The organism is Brevundimonas sp., from assembly GCF_031412435.1.
Taxonomy (GTDB): Bacteria; Pseudomonadota; Alphaproteobacteria; order Caulobacterales; family Caulobacteraceae; genus Brevundimonas.
The window spans coordinates 46,669-61,001 of sequence record NZ_JANODA010000040.1 but is presented as its reverse complement, the minus strand read 5'-3'; the positions used below and the strand labels follow the sequence as shown (position 1 = coordinate 61,001).

The 14,333-nt window shown below is 66.6% G+C and carries 11 protein-coding genes and 1 tRNA gene; 8 read left to right on the top strand and 4 right to left on the bottom strand.

The genetic code is table 11. From position 1 onward, the window contains the following. Positions 1–60 precede the first annotated feature (60 nt). Positions 61–1,278, bottom strand: coding sequence for a hypothetical protein (locus RMO01_RS07435; protein ID WP_309628408.1), 1,218 nt, complete (start codon positions 1,276–1,278; stop codon positions 61–63). A gap of 574 nt (positions 1,279–1,852) precedes the next feature. Between RMO01_RS07435 and RMO01_RS07430 the strand changes: the two genes are divergently transcribed. Next, complete coding sequence (locus RMO01_RS07430; protein WP_309628407.1) at positions 1,853–2,557, top strand: hypothetical protein; 705 nt, start codon at positions 1,853–1,855, stop codon at positions 2,555–2,557. Positions 2,558–2,665: 108 nt separating this feature from the next. Here RMO01_RS07430 and RMO01_RS07425 read toward each other — a convergent pair. Next, positions 2,666–2,741: transfer RNA gene (locus RMO01_RS07425), tRNA-Ala, on the bottom strand. 151 nt (positions 2,742–2,892) lie between these two features. On the opposite strand from RMO01_RS07425, the gene RMO01_RS07420 reads away from it, so the two are divergent. The 5 genes from RMO01_RS07420 (at position 2,893) to hisS (ending at position 7,710) form a co-directional block, all read left to right on the top strand. Continuing rightward, positions 2,893–3,198 (top strand): YggT family protein, encoded by a 306-nt coding sequence (locus RMO01_RS07420; protein ID WP_309628406.1) that lies wholly within the window; start codon positions 2,893–2,895, stop codon positions 3,196–3,198. 99 nt (positions 3,199–3,297) lie between these two features. Continuing rightward, complete coding sequence (locus tag RMO01_RS07415) at positions 3,298–4,179, top strand: 3-hydroxybutyryl-CoA dehydrogenase (protein ID WP_309628405.1); 882 nt, start codon at positions 3,298–3,300, stop codon at positions 4,177–4,179. Further along, entirely contained in the window at positions 4,179–4,736 is a 558-nt protein-coding gene (locus RMO01_RS07410) for a phthalate transporter (protein ID WP_309628404.1), read from the top strand. Before RMO01_RS07415 ends, RMO01_RS07410 begins: the two co-directional genes overlap by 1 nt. 75 nt (positions 4,737–4,811) lie before the next feature. Then, complete coding sequence (locus RMO01_RS07405; protein WP_309628403.1) at positions 4,812–6,056, top strand: DUF418 domain-containing protein; 1,245 nt, start codon at positions 4,812–4,814, stop codon at positions 6,054–6,056. Positions 6,057–6,192: 136 nt separating this feature from the next. Continuing rightward, positions 6,193–7,710, top strand: a complete 1,518-nt coding sequence (gene hisS / locus RMO01_RS07400) for a histidine--tRNA ligase (RefSeq protein WP_309628402.1) — start codon at positions 6,193–6,195, stop codon at positions 7,708–7,710. 401 nt (positions 7,711–8,111) lie between these two features. On the opposite strand, the gene RMO01_RS07395 is transcribed toward hisS, so the two are convergent. Then, on the bottom strand, positions 8,112–10,232 hold the full coding sequence (locus RMO01_RS07395) for a M13-type metalloendopeptidase (protein ID WP_309628401.1): 2,121 nt from the start codon (positions 10,230–10,232) through the stop codon (positions 8,112–8,114). Positions 10,233–10,397: 165 nt separating this feature from the next. Here RMO01_RS07395 and RMO01_RS07390 point away from each other — a divergent pair, with 165 nt between their 5' ends. After that, positions 10,398–12,239, top strand: a complete 1,842-nt coding sequence (locus tag RMO01_RS07390) for a cation:proton antiporter (RefSeq protein WP_309628400.1) — start codon at positions 10,398–10,400, stop codon at positions 12,237–12,239. A gap of 185 nt (positions 12,240–12,424) precedes the next feature. Beyond that, complete coding sequence (locus RMO01_RS07385; RefSeq protein WP_309628399.1) at positions 12,425–13,075, top strand: TetR/AcrR family transcriptional regulator; 651 nt, start codon at positions 12,425–12,427, stop codon at positions 13,073–13,075. A 54-nt stretch (positions 13,076–13,129) separates the two neighbouring features. Here RMO01_RS07385 and RMO01_RS07380 read toward each other — a convergent pair whose 3' ends face one another. Then, complete coding sequence (locus tag RMO01_RS07380) at positions 13,130–14,245, bottom strand: aromatic ring-hydroxylating dioxygenase subunit alpha (RefSeq protein WP_309628398.1); 1,116 nt, start codon at positions 14,243–14,245, stop codon at positions 13,130–13,132. Between the last annotated feature and the right edge of the window lie 88 nt (positions 14,246–14,333).

Below are 14,333 nucleotides of genomic sequence, written 5' to 3'. Positions count from 1 at the left end.
CTATTTCCTCACTTGCGCGAGGAAAATGGCGGCCTTGATCGATGCGGTCGTCGGGCGACGCTAGGTCGTCCGAGCATCCCTCAGCCGCTTCCGCACGATCGCGATATCTTTTGCCGTTTCAGTCGGCCTGGACGGCTCTTCCTTGCGAAGATCTAGGCCATGAGTGATGGGGTGATCATTGTCGTATGCGGCGTGGACCAGTTTCGCGATCGCCATGTCGGAGAGGCCTGCCCCTTCGCTTCCCAGCTGCGAAATGAAGTCCGAAAGAATCTCCAGCCTCCGTTCTTTGGCCTTGGATCTCTCGGCGTTGGCGCCGACCCCGGCAGCCCGCGTGTCGCGATTGACGACGTCGGCCGCCTGGACTGCGCCCATGAATCTGCCGTGCAAAACTCCGCGATCGAGAGCCGAGCTCGTGAGACTGAGCAGGTATCTGGTGGCGCGCGTTGGGTCAGCAGCCGCCAGGCGCACGATCTCTTCCACCCGCCGTTCCGCCACTCCTGCCGACGCCTCGATTTGGCGAACTTCCAAGTAGCGATGCGCCCTGAGCGCCCAGGCGATTTTGCCGAGCGGGCCGCCAACCGCGTCTTGGAATTCGAGAGGCAGATCGGTGAACTGGGGCCGATCCTGGCTGAGGTACCAAAAGCCTCCGTCTATGGCGCGATCGACGTCGACGATCGCCCCACGATCGGCCCACATCAGCCACAGGCCGTTCTCACATATGAGGAACCGGCGGGCGCACCCCCTGTTCAGGCCTAGTTCTGTCAGGGCACTTTCGGCCGCCTGCTCAAGATCCTCCGCTCGCCACTCAGCATCCGGGCCTTCCGCGTCGACCACCGTCCGGCCGTGACGGTCCTCGAGGAGATACTGTCTCGGATTGTACCTTTTCCTCCCAGGCTGACGATCGTGGACCCCGACCTTCGACCAGGGCGAAACTCCGACCTCACTAAGCCAGCTCTCTTCAACGCCTGGCATTGGGGCGCCTTCACCGACATCGGGGATCCGCAGCACTTTCCCGTGGAACGTCTGCCAGAGGCCGTCGCTAGTAGGCAGCCTCATTTCGGCAAAGCCTGCCCCGCCGGCCAGATCATCGTCGTGAACGGTGAACGCTGACCGGTCGCCGACCCGGTCGCCGGAAGCGCACGGCGTGCGCCGCTCTACCTTCGGCGCTAAGACAGCTACGTTCGAAATAGATCCCTCGGAAGTCCCGGCTCGGGAACCGCCATGCGGTCGCACGTCATCGAAGTCTTCCGTCGACGTTATTAGGCGGGAATCAAGCATGCGCACAGGGTAACACCGCCCGCCTACTGCTGTCGCCTGTGTGCATCCAGTCATATATTTGCAGCCGAGAAGTGGGGGAGGGCGACACCTTTGCGCGAAAAATTGGGGTCTCTGAGTTCCCAGTCAGTTCCCAGTAGAAAGAGAGCAAAGTGGGAACCGTCATGGCCGGCCACGGCTCGCCCAGCTTCATCGGTTCCCAGTGTTCCCAGTGTTCCCACCGATCCGTGCGGCGACCGTGCGTTTACCGAGCTCGGCGCATCGATCGAGCAGGCATAGAGAAACACCCGAACCCAACCGCGAACATTTCCGCACGGATCAAGAGGATGCGTGCGCCAAGCCGCCAGACCCGTGCGCGATCCGGACCATGCTCGCAGATTTCCCTGATTTTCGAACGCCCAGGCCTAGAGTTGCCGTATACGGAAGCGACCCCCGGGAAGGACCCAGAGGCTCGTGAACCCTTCACCTGCTGGGCCGATCTGGCGCGCGCGGTGGCCACTACCCTCCCGGGGTCGGCGGCGGTTGCGATGGTCAAAGCAACAGATCACAGTTCGCCCCGAACATCGAAGGGATAGGCATGGCGCCCACTCGTGAGCAGGTCGCGCAAGCGATCTATGGCGCTGAAGTCTCAGCGGCGAGGGAGAGAGTGAGCGCTAGCGCTCTCGCCGCTGACCAGTTGGCGCGGGTCCTTCTAGCTGCTGAGAGCGAGACAGACCGATCGGCGGCCATCCTGCTCTTTGCTTTGGCGGAGGACCTGATGCTTGGCGGGCTGAAGGCTAACCTGAACCCGGATGTGTGGGGCGACGGCAAGAGCGTGGCTGGCCCCAACGGGCCTCTCGGCACGGCCAGTAACCGCCTGATGATGTTGCAGTTGCTGTACTGGATCCGAGACTCCACTGCTCAGGACTTGCGCAGGCTCAAAGCCATTCGAAACCATTTCGCTCACCACCCGGACGTCGCCGCGTTCTCCGACCCAAAGATCGCCAGCTGGATTGATGCGTTGCAGCCGTGGGAGAAGCCACTGATCACTCATCCTGATTTCTCGCACTTTGATCCGGGCCCCCTGTCGTCCCGCCAAAAATATCTGATCAGAGCGGGATGTGCCGTGGCACAGCTAGCCTCAGATCTGGCGGTAGGGCCGGCAGCCCGTATTCACCGCGTTGATCCCGGCGATGTCGAAGGTGGCTTTGACGACCTACTTCCGAATACCCGCCAGGTCCGCCTGTTGATGGCAGACGTAATGCTGAGGGTCCTCGGCGCGGCTGCCGCCCCCACGTCCTGAGTGCTGCTTATCGAGCGCTTATCAGAACCGCGAGCGCCGATGCCGGTGAGCCTGCGGCCGGGGCAGGCCTGCCGTTAACCCTTGAAAACGCGAGATAATAATTGCGCCTGGTGGAGCCGAGGGGAGTCGAACCCCTGACCTCGTCATTGCGAACGACGCGCTCTACCAACTGAGCTACGGCCCCGTTTTCCGGGTGACAGGCGAGGGCGCGACATAGGCGGGGGCGAGGCGCGGTGTCAATCTCTCCGGCATCGGAGCCTGCGACCACGCAAATCCTTGGCCTTCCAGCGCTCGACGGCTAGAAGCGGCCTTCCCCTTCTTTAGGAGTTCCCCGCATGGGAATGGCGATCGTCTGGCTCATCAACGCCATCATCAGCCTGATGACATGGTTCATCATCGGCTCGGCGATCCTCAGCTGGCTGTTCGCCTTCGATGTGATCAATCACCGCAACCGGTTCGTGAACCAGTTGGCGAACTTCCTGGACGCCGTGACCCGGCCGTTGATGGAGCCCTTCCGCCGGATCATCCCGCCGCTGGGCGGCATCGACATCTCGCCGATCGTCGTCCTGCTGCTGCTGAATTTCGCGCGGATCGCCTTCAACAACATGGCCGCCGGGCCGATCATCGCCGTTCTCGGTTAGGGTTCGGGCGCCGCACCGCGTCATTCCAGCCTTGCGCCGCGCCCGGACGCTCTTAAGGTGCGCTCGCCCGGGCGAGACGCCGCTTCTGACCACGACTTCATGACCTCCACGATCAAATCAGTCGCCGTGATCGGCGCCGGGCAGATGGGCGTCGGCATCGCCCACGCCGTGGCCCTGGGCGGATATCAGGTGCGGCTGTACGACCTGGCCGCCGACCGGCTGCCCGTGGCGATCGGCGTCATCGGCGCCTCTCTCGCCCGCTCTGTCGAGCGCGGCGCGGTCACCCAGGCCCAGGCCGATGCGGCTCTGGCCAATATTTCCGGCGTCTCGACCCTGGCCGAGGCCGGCAAGGCGGATCTGGTCATCGAGGCCGCCGTCGAGGACGAGGCCACCAAGAAGGCCGTTTTCGCCGAACTTGTCCCTCACCTCGGCGCGAACACGCTTCTGGCTTCCAACACCTCGTCGATCTCGATCACCCGGCTGGCGTCGGCGACGGACCGGCCGGACCGGTTCATCGGCCTGCATTTCATGAAGCCGGCCCCGGTCATGAAGCTGGTGGAGATCATCCGCGGCATCGCCACCTCGGCCGCGACCTATGACGCCGCCGTCGCCTTTGCCGAGAGCCTGGGCAAGACCACGACCAATGCCGAGGATTTCCCCGCCTTCATCGTCAACCGCATTCTGGTGCCGATGATCAACGAGGCGATCTATGTCCTGTACGAAGGCGTCGGCAACGTCGCCTCCATCGACAAGGCGCTGAAGCTGGGCGCCAACCATCCGATGGGGCCGCTGGAGCTGGCCGATTTCATGGGTCTGGACGTCGTCCTGGCCATCATGAACGTGCTTTACGACGGCCTGGCCGACAGCAAATACCGCCCCTGTCCCCTGCTGGTGAAATACGTCGAGGCCGGCTGGCTGGGACGCAAATCGGGGCGGGGCTTCTACGACTATTCCGGCGACATTCCGGTCCCGACCCGCTGATGGCCCGTTTCGACACGCCCGCCGATCTGCCGGGACAGACGCCGGTCGTCTGGCGCCGGACCCGCAGTGCGATTCCGCTGGCCGCCCTGACCGGCATCATGTGGCCGCCGCTGATCCTCACCCTGCTGGCATGGCCTCCGCAGAACTGGATCCCGGGTCGCGAGATCGACTGGCGGTTGACCGTCCTGTTCATCGGCCTGTTCGCCGTGCCGACCGGCTTGTGGTCGATTCGCCGCGAGCGCGACCGTCGCGGCCGTCCGGCCTCACGCCTCGGCGTGGTCTGGCGCTTCATGCTCTACGGCGGTCTGCTGGCCGCCGCCGCCCAGACCGTGCTGGCCCTGGCCATGATGGTCTATGGCTGGGTCCAGTCGGGCAGTCTCGGCCAGGGGGTGGGCGCGACCGAAACGACTCTCCTGATCTACGGTGTCGCCGGCCTGCCGGTCGCCATCCTGGTCGGGGTCAGCTATGCCCTGTGGGCAGGTCTCTGCGCCGCGTTCATCGCCTTCATCCCCGCGCCGGAAAAGGTGAAAGACCGGCTGGGCGTCCTCGGCGGCTGACTGGCGCCCATCGGGCGGTTTACGTCCGGCTGCTTTGCTCTAGATTCGATCCATCGTCTGCTTTGGGGGAAGCACATGGCCATGCCCGCACTCGAGGTTCAGCCTCAAACCGCTGCCGGAGGCCTCGCGCCGACCGGGGCGAAGGACCGGATCTTCCAGCTCGACGTGCTGCGCGGCTGGGCGATCCTCGGGATCCTCGCCGTCAACGCCATCGCCTTCGCCTGGCCTTTCCAGGTCATGATGTCCGAGGCGCCGCCTCCGGGCACGACCAGCCAGGCCGATCTGATCGGCGTGTGGGTGACCGACGTCTTCTTCCACGACAAGTTCCGCACCCTCTTCACCATGCTGTTCGGCGTGTCGATCTTCCTGGTCGGCGGCGAGAAGAACGACGAGGCCCGTGGCTCCCTGCTCTGGCGCCGCCTGCTGTGGCTGGGCCTGTTCGGTCTGCTGCACGGGGTGGTGCTCTGGTACGGCGATATCCTGCTGCACTACGCCTATTGCGGCCTCTTGATGATGATGATGCGCTCCTGGAGCGCCCGGCGGCTGCTGTGGATCGGCGGCGGCGTGACCCTGCTGTGGGCCGTCATCGCTGCGGTCGCCTCCTGGGGCATGGCCAATCTGCCGGCCGAGATCGCGACCCAGATGGAGGCCGGCCGCCCGGTTTCGACCCCCGAAGCCATCGCCGAGGCGGTGGCGGTCTACCGCGCCGGCTGGCCCGGCGGCCTGATGGAGAACATCAAGGTCTGGGCGACCTTCCAGCTGATGGCCAGTCCGTTCCTGATCCCGGTGACCGTGCCGCTGATGATGCTGGGTCTGGGTCTGTTCAAGTCGGGCTATCTGATCGGTCGCGCGCCCCTGTGGACCTATGCGCTCGTGATGCTGATCGGCGGCGCCAATCTGGCGGCCTTCGCCGTCTGGGGCTGGCAGGACACAATGGCCGGAGAGGCCGATCCGACCAACGGCCTGGCGGCAGGCGCCAGCGGGGCGGCTTTCCTGATCACCCTCTTCTACGCCAGCGTCCTGATCCTGCTGGTGCGTTTCGGCCTCAGGCCGCTGGTCGCCTGGCTGGCGCCGGTCGGGCGAATGGCCTTCACCAACTACCTGACCCAGACCCTGATCATGGTCACCCTCTACTATGGGCCGTGGGGTCCGATGTGGATGGGCCAGCACGGTCCGGCCCAGATGTGGGCGGTCGTCGCCGCGATCTGGGCGGCCCAGATCGTCTGGTCGCCGCTGTGGCTGTCGGTCTTCTCGATGGGGCCGCTGGAATGGATCTGGCGCTGCCTGACCTACGGACGGAGGGTGCCGATCCGGAAGTAGGGCAGTGGCGAGTGAGGAGTGACGAGTGGCGAGGTCCGCTCCGGACCATCGCGCGTCCCCGGTCACCACGGGCGGTGGAAGAGCGCCTTGAACTCGCCACTCGCCACTCGCCACTCGTCACTCTAGAACGCCGCCCATGACCGACGCCTCCTCCGTTGCCGAAACGCCCGACCCCATCCGCCCCGAAGCCCGCGCCCCCCGGGGCTTCGCTGACCGGCGTGGGCCCGAGGTCGCCCAGGAGCGCCGGATCGTGCGCCAGGTGTCGGAGGTCTATGAGCGCTGGGGCTTCGAGCCGTTGGAGACCGGGGCCTTCGAGTACGCCGACGCGCTCGGCAAATTCCTGCCCGACGCCGACCGTCCGAACGAAGGCGTCTTCGCGCTCCAGGACGACGACGAACAATGGATGGCGCTGCGCTACGACCTGACCGCGCCGCTCGCCCGGTTCGCGGCCCAGACCTGGGAGACCCTCCCCAAACCCTATCGCCGCTATGCCTTCGGGCCGGTGTGGCGCAACGAGAAGCCCGGTCCTGGCCGCTTCCGCGAGTTTGTCCAGTGCGACGCCGACACCGTCGGCTCCGACCGCCCCGAGGCCGACGCCGAGATCATCGCCATGGCCTGCGAGGGCCTTCAGGCCGCAGGCCTGGCCGAGGGTCAGGCCGTGGTCCGCGTCTCCAACCGCAAGCTTTTCGACGGCCTGTTCGAGGCCGGCGGGATCACCGATCCGATCCAGCGCCTGACCGCCCTTCGCGCCATCGACAAGTTCGACCGCCTCGGCTGGGAGGGCGTCGCCGCCCTGCTGGGCGAGGGCCGTCTGGACGACAGCGGCGACTATACGAAGGGCGCAAATCTGCCGCTCGGTCTTGCCGCGACCATCGAGGCCTTCCTCGGCTCGGCCTCGGAAGGCACGCGCGCAGAGACGCTGGACGCCATCGCCCGCTCGGGCGGCCTCGGCGCGGCCGGTGAGGCGGCCCTGGAGGAGCTGGCCGGCATCGACCGGGCGCTCAACGCCATGCGGGTCGATCAGGCCACCGTCCGCTTCGACCCGACCATCGTGCGGGGCCTGGAATACTACACCGGCGCCGTGTTTGAGGCCGAGTTGCTGCTGGACACCACCGACGACAAGGGACGCCCGGTCCGCTTCGGCTCCATCGGCGGAGGCGGTCGCTACGACGATCTCGTGGCCCGGTTCACGGGCCAGTCGACACCGGCGACCGGTTTCTCCTTCGGCGTCTCGCGCCTGGCCTCGGCGCTGCGGGCCGCCGGACGGGCGGGCGAGGTCGCCCGCGGCCCCGTGGTCGTGATCGTCTTCTCCCAGGACGACATGCAATCCTATCTCGACGCCGTCTCCGAACTGCGCGCAGCCGGGATCGCGGCCGAGCTCTATCTCGGCCGGGCGGGGATGAAGGCCCAGATGAAGTACGCCGACCGGCGCAACGCCCCCGCCGTCGTTCTCCTGGGCGGCGACGAGATCGCGGCCGGTCAGGTGACGATCAAGGACCTCGACGCCGGGCGCGCCGCTGCGGCCGGTCTGGCGGACAACGAGGCCTGGAAGGCCGAGCGCCCGGGTCAGCAGACCGTCGCCCGCGGCGACCTCGTGCGAACCATTCGCAGTATTATCGAAGCTTCTTCGAGAATGGCGCCCGCTCACGGATGAGTTATCGACGTTCAGTCATGAAACCGCCCGTTTTCGCTTGTGCTTTGATTGACTTGAACAGGCCCGAGGAGCCATCTGATCTCACTCGAACGGCGCGGCGCTGACAAGGCGCAGCCGCTGATCGGAGGCGTTTCGGGGAGGAAACGTCCGCTCCTCAGAGAGCGTGAAAGCCCGCTGCGATGTATCCCCCGCAGCGGGCTTTTTCACGTCCTGATGTTGGGCGCTACCGCTCGCGACCCGGTCGCTCGCGGCTTGAGCGCGCATTCGACCATCCGTCCCCGCAGCTCACGTAAGAAAGGCCGGAGCGTCGAACTCCGGCCTTTCATCATTTTGATCATTCTGGCCGTTTTGAACGGCGAGAACCTGTCGTGGTTTTCACCGTTCACTGGCGCCGAAAATCGCTACCAGATGCGGACCCGCTCTTCCGGCGTCAGATAGTACCGCGTGCCCGGCTGGACATCGAACGCCTCGTACCAGGCGTCCATGTTGCGGACCGGGCCGATCACGCGGAACTCGTCAGGCGAGTGCGAATCGGTGGCGATCCGGTTCTTCAGGGCGTCGTCGCGATATTTCGACTGCCAGACCTGGGCCCAGCCGAGGAAGAAGCGCTGGTCGCCGGTGAAGCCGTCGAGGACCGGGGCCTCGGCGCCATTCAGCGACAGGTGGTAGGCCTCCAGACCCACGGCCACGCCCGAGGCGTCGCCGATGTTTTCGCCCATGGTCAGGCCCGGGTTGATGAAGTGGCCGGCGATCGGCTCATAGGCGCCGTACTGGGCGCCGAGGCGGGTGGTCAGGGCGTTGAAGGCCGTCGCGTCGGCCGGGGTCCACCAGTCGCGCAGCACGCCCTGGCCGTCGGATTTGCGGCCCTGGTCGTCGAAGCCGTGACCGATCTCGTGACCGATGACGCCGCCGATGCCGCCGTAGTTGACGGCCGGGTCCGCGTCCGGATCGAAGAAGGGCGGCTGCAGGATCGCGGCCGGGAAGACGATCTCGTTGTTGGTCGAGTTATAATAGGCGTTCACCGTCTGGGGCGTCATGCCCCATTCGGTCTTGTCGACGGGCGCGTTCAGGCGGGCGAGATCGTACTCCCAGCGGAAGCGTCCGGCCCGCTCGCCGTTGCCGAACAGGTCGTCGGCGCGGACCTCCAGATCCGAATAGTCGCGCCAGCGGTCCGGATAGGCGATCTTGACGGTGAAGGCCGCCAGCTTGGCCTGGGCCGCCGCCTTGGTCTCGGGGCTCATCCAGGAATAGCCCTCGATGCGGCGGCTCAGCGCGACCCGCAGGTTGGCGACCAGCTGCTCCATCTGGGCCTTGGATTCGGCCGGGAAATATTCGGCGACATACTGGCGGCCGACGGCCTCGCCCAGGGCGCCGTCGGCGAAGCTGATGCCCCGCTTGTCGCGGCTGCGCTGTTCCAGGGCGCCCGACAGTTCACGCGAGCGGAACTCCCACTGGGCGTCCGAGAAACGCTGCGACAGGCGCGGCGCGGCGCGGTCGACGGTCTGGAAGGCCTGCCAGGCCTGCAGGGTCGCAACCGGGGTCTCGGCGTACATGGCCGCGAGCTTCGGCATGGCGGTGTTCTGGCGGACGATCAGGCGGGGAATGTCGCCCAGACGCGCGGCGCCGAAATAGCCGGCCCAGTCGAAGCCCGGCGCGTCTGCCGCCAGGCTCTGGATCGTATACTCGTTGTAGGTCCGGTCGCGGTTGCGGCTCTCGGCCGGGGTCCAGTGGGCCTCCGCGATCGCGGTCTCCATGGCGACGATGGCGGCCGCGGCGCCGGCCGGATCGTCCCAGCCGATCATCTCCAGCATCCGGGCGACATAGGCCTCATACTTCACCTTCTTTTCGGCGAAGAGCGGGGACAGATAATAGTCGCGGTTGGGCAGGCCCAGGCCCGACTGGCTGGTCGAGACGACGTAGCGGTTCGGATTCTTCTGATCGGTGGTGATGCCGGTGCCGAAGAAGGAGCCGCCCAGGCCGCCGATCGTCTGGCCCATATAGGCGGCCATCGCCTCATGTGTGCCGGCGGCGCGGATTGCGGTCAGATAGGGCTCCAGCGGCTGGGCGTCGAGCGCCTCGATCCGCGCCGTGTCCATGTAGCTGCGATAGGCGTCGGCGATCTTCTGCTCGTCGGTGCCGGGCTGCAGGTCGGTGCGGGCGACCAGGGTGTCGATCATCGCCTTGACGCGGTTGTCCGACAGTTCGCGCAGAAGGCCGAAGGAGATGCCGTAGCTGGACCGATCCGCAGGGATGATGGTGCGGGCCAGGGCCGCGCCGTTGGCGAAGCTGTTGAAATTGTCGCCCGGCAGGACCGACCGGTCCATGCCGGCGGTGTCGAAGCCCCAGGTCCCGTAATGGGGCGTCTCGACGCCGCGATAGCCGGTGAAGGCCGCGTCGCCTTCCTGGAAGATCGACTGGATCGTGCAGGCTTCGTCGATGCAGCCGTGGTCGTGATCTTGAGCCGAGGCGGCGGCGGGCAGCAGGAGCGCAGCCGTTGCCGCGCCGATAAGCAGAGACTTCATGAGGATTTCCTGGGGTTTCGGATCGTCGCCGCACAGGTGTCGCGGGTTCGGCGCGGACCCTAAGCCGCGCATGTGGCCTGTCGCCTTAAAAAAAGTTCATGAAACGACGCGCGCGGCTCGCCAAGCGGCGCCTTTAAGGTGACGATCAATCATCAAGGAGATCGAATGGCGGGCGGACACGGCGGCGGCGACTACAAGGACCTGGTCGTGTTCCTGGCGGCGGCGGGAGTGGTCGTACCCCTGTTCAACCGCTGGAAGATCAGTCCCGTTCTGGGCTTCCTGGCGGCCGGGGTGCTGCTGGGGCCGGACGGGCTCGGCCGTTTCGCCGATGTCGTCCCCTGGCTCGGCTGGTTCACAATCGACGACGCCGACCAGCTGGCCCAGCTGTCGGAACTCGGCGTAGCCTTCCTCCTGTTCATGATCGGGCTGGAGCTGTCGTGGGAGCGGCTGAAGGCGATGCGCAGGCTCGTCTTCGGCTTCGGCATGATGCAGGTCCTGCTCTGTGCCGCCATCCTGGCCGGAGCCTTCATGCTGCTGGGCCAGCCGTTGGCCGGCGCTGCCGTTCTGGGCATGGGCCTGGCCTTGTCATCGACGGCGGTGGTCCTGCCGGTCATGGCCGAGCGGGGACGGATGCGGGGCGTGGTCGGTCGGGCGACGTTCGCCGGACTGCTGGCCCAGGATCTGGCCGTCGCGCCTATCCTGATCACCGTCACGGTGCTGACGACCCTGTCGGCGGCCGGAGGCGACCTGTCGCCCGCTGTTCTCGGCCCCGCCCTGCTCACCCTGGCGCCCGCCGCCGTCGGCCTGGCCCTGATCGTCCTCGTGGGCCGGTTAGGCCTGCGTCCCCTGTTCCGGTCCGTGGCCAAAAGCCGGACCAGGTCCCATGGTGGCAGTCAGGAACTGTTCGTCGCACTGTGCCTGCTGGTCGTCGTCGGCGCCGGGGTCGCGGCCCAGGCGTCCGGCCTTTCCATGAGCCTCGGCGCTCTGATCGCAGGCATCCTTCTGGCCGAGACCGAGTACCGCCGCGAGATCGAGATCAATATCGAACCCTTCAAGGGCTTGCTTCTGGGGGTCTTCTTCGTCGGCGTCGGGATCGGGCTGGACCTGGATGTCGTCGCAGCCGAGCCGATTCTGGTGTTCGGCCTGGCTCTCGGCGTCATCGCCATCAAGGCGGTTCTGATCTTCGGCCTTGCCCGCGCCTGGGGCCTGTCGGCTCGCGCGGCCATAGAGACGGCGCTGGTGCTCGGCCCGGCCGGGGAGTTCGCATTCGTCATCGTCAACACCAGTCTTGTGGAAGGCGTGGCGACGCCGGCCTTCACCCAGGCCGTCCTGGTGGCCGCGACCATCAGCATGTTCGCCGTGCCCTTGATGGCGATGCTGGGCCAGCGGATCGCGGGCGCGCGGGTCGCCGCCATACCTATCGCCGACGATCCTGTCCTGGCATTGGCGCCCGAGACCGATCGGACGGAGGTTTCCGTACTGATCGTCGGCTTCGGCCGGGTCGGTCGTCTGGTCGCCGAGATGCTGGCCGAGCACGGCCAGAGGTTCATCGCGGTCGACACCGACCCCTCCGCCGTCGCCGCCGGCCGCCGCGACGGCTATGACGTCTCCTACGGCGATGCGGCGCGGTCGGAGATGCTGTCCCTGTGCGGCATCGAGACGATCAAGGCCCTGGTCGTCACCATGGACGCCCCGACCAAGGTGGACGACGTCGTGATCGCGGCGCGGGCCCTGCGTGATGATCTGGTCGTCATCGCCCGTGCCCGTGACGACCGCCATGCCGCGCGGCTTTACGGGTTGGGCGTTACGGACGCGGTGCCCGAGACGACGGAGGCCAGCCTTCAGTTGGCCGAGAACACCCTGGTCGATCTGGGCGTGCCGATGGGGCTCGTTCTGGCCTCCATCCATGAGCGTCGGGATCAGTACCGGGCCGTCTTCCAGGCCGCTATCCCCGAGGACCGCCGCAACCGCGCCACCCGGGCGCTCAGGGCCAGCCTGAAGCCTTAACCAGAAACGGGACCCATTTTGGTCATCGTTCCGTGATGAAAGCGCGCCTTCCCCCGGGGGCTTCGCATTGCACGGGTCGCTCGCAGCGTCCGTTTGCGACGTGATCGACCCAGTCGCAGCCCCTTCTGTCCATCTGTTTCGCGGATCCCCCGCCGTGAAGCGTCAGCTACAGAGTATCCCTGTTCATGCGTGAGTCCGCGTCGACCGCCGCCCCCGTTTCCAGTGATCCGCACCCGCGCCTCAACCGCCGTCAGGCCGCCAAGGTGCGCACGCGTCAGAAGGTCCTCGACGCCGCCCGCGGTCTGTTCGCGGAGCGCGGCTACGAACCCGCCACGATCCGCGACATCGCCAAGGGCGCGGGCATGTCCACCGGCGCCGTGTTCGCCAACTTCCAGGACAAGGCCGAACTGTTCGAGGCCGTCCTGACAGAGGACATGGCAGGGCTGGCCGAGGTCATGCTGAACGGCGCCGGCGACGGCCCAACCCGTGATCGCCTCGTCAACGCCCTGACCGCAGGCTACCACGGCTCGATCGATCAGCTGCCGCTGTTCCAGGCCATCGTGGCCCGTTCGTGGTTCCAGCCCGTCGCCGCCGAGACGCGCCAGCGCGCCGCGACGCAAGGGTTGACCGACGTCATCTCCGACATCCTGCGCGCCGGCATCGGCGCCGGCGAGATTCGTCAGGACGCCGACATCGCCCTGCTGACCGAACTGACCTGGGACGCCTATCTGTCGAACTACCGTCGCGCCGCCTACGACGGCTGGACCGTGGACCAGCTGGCCGACCACATCGGTCGCCAGGTGGACACCCTGCTGGCCGGCGTCAGCACGAAGTAAAAGGGTCGGGCCTCAAGGAGCGCGACGCGCGACAGGCCCACCAGGAAGAGCGTTTCAGCTCTTCCATTTCAGAACCGCCGGCTTGACCGGGTTTGAGAAGCCGCGCCCCTCAGCGCGGCTTTTCTGCCATTCGCGCTTCAGCTGCTGGTACCATTTCGCCTGTTTGTCTGCGTCGTCGATCCAGATCAGGGCGGGGTCGTAGCGCAGGCCCTCGTTCTGCAGGTTCACCATCCCGCCGTCCTGCTTGAGGAAGGCGACGACCCCCATCCGCAGGAAGGGTCTGGCGAGACCGAACACCCAGTGGTCGGACCAGAAGATCTGGGTGATCCGGGTCTTCGTCTCGGTGACCGGCGTCAGGCAGGTCAGGGCCAGGACCTGCTTCTCCCCCACCTGGATATGCTCCCAGCGATAGCCGGGCAGGCGGAAGGTGATCTCGGTCGCGGGCGCGCCGCCCAGGATCCGGTAGGCCCGGGAGTTTGACGACGGCGCGTGTCGGACCATGGCGAAGCCCAGCTCGCGCGGTTCGAAGGCCTTGGACTTTTCGTGCATCGAATGCTCGGACCGCCACCACCACTGCTGGTGGACATAGGGGCCGTGGGCGGGGTCCATCAGGCCGACGACCGCGTGGTCGATATGGCTGTCGAAATCCATCCACTCGACCAGTTTCGCGTCCCCACCGACAACACCGGGGAAGGTCGGGGGCGGATGATCGGGCTCGGCGTCCGAGCGGGGGTCTGAGCGTAGATAGACGAACACCATCCCCTGGCTTTCGACCACCGGATAGGACCGCACGCGGACCCGCCCCACATCGAACGGCTGTGCGTCGACCAGGGACGGAATGGCGGCGCAGACCCCGTCGGTGCGGAAGCGCCAGCCGTGGTAGCAGCACTCGACGGTCTCGGGCTCGCCGGGCTTCTGCACCAGCCGCCCGGCCGACAGCGGCGCGGCGCGGTGCGGACAGATGTCGCGCATCGCATAGACCTGGCCGTCGCGACGTCGCCCGATCAGCACCGGTTCGCCCAGAATCTCGTAGCGCTTCAGCGACGCCTCTGCGACGTCGCGCGACAGGGCGGCGAAATACCAGGTGTCGAGCACGAACCCCTTGCCGAAGGCGGCGGGCGGGGCCTTGGCTTCGGGCGAGGCGTTCATCGGGCTTTCGGCAGGGCTCATGGCCGGATGATAGAGGCTGGTTTCGCTTTCGTCATTGTTCGAGGAAATTCGTCGGGGCAGGTTGCGTCCTGCATCCGTTCGCACGACC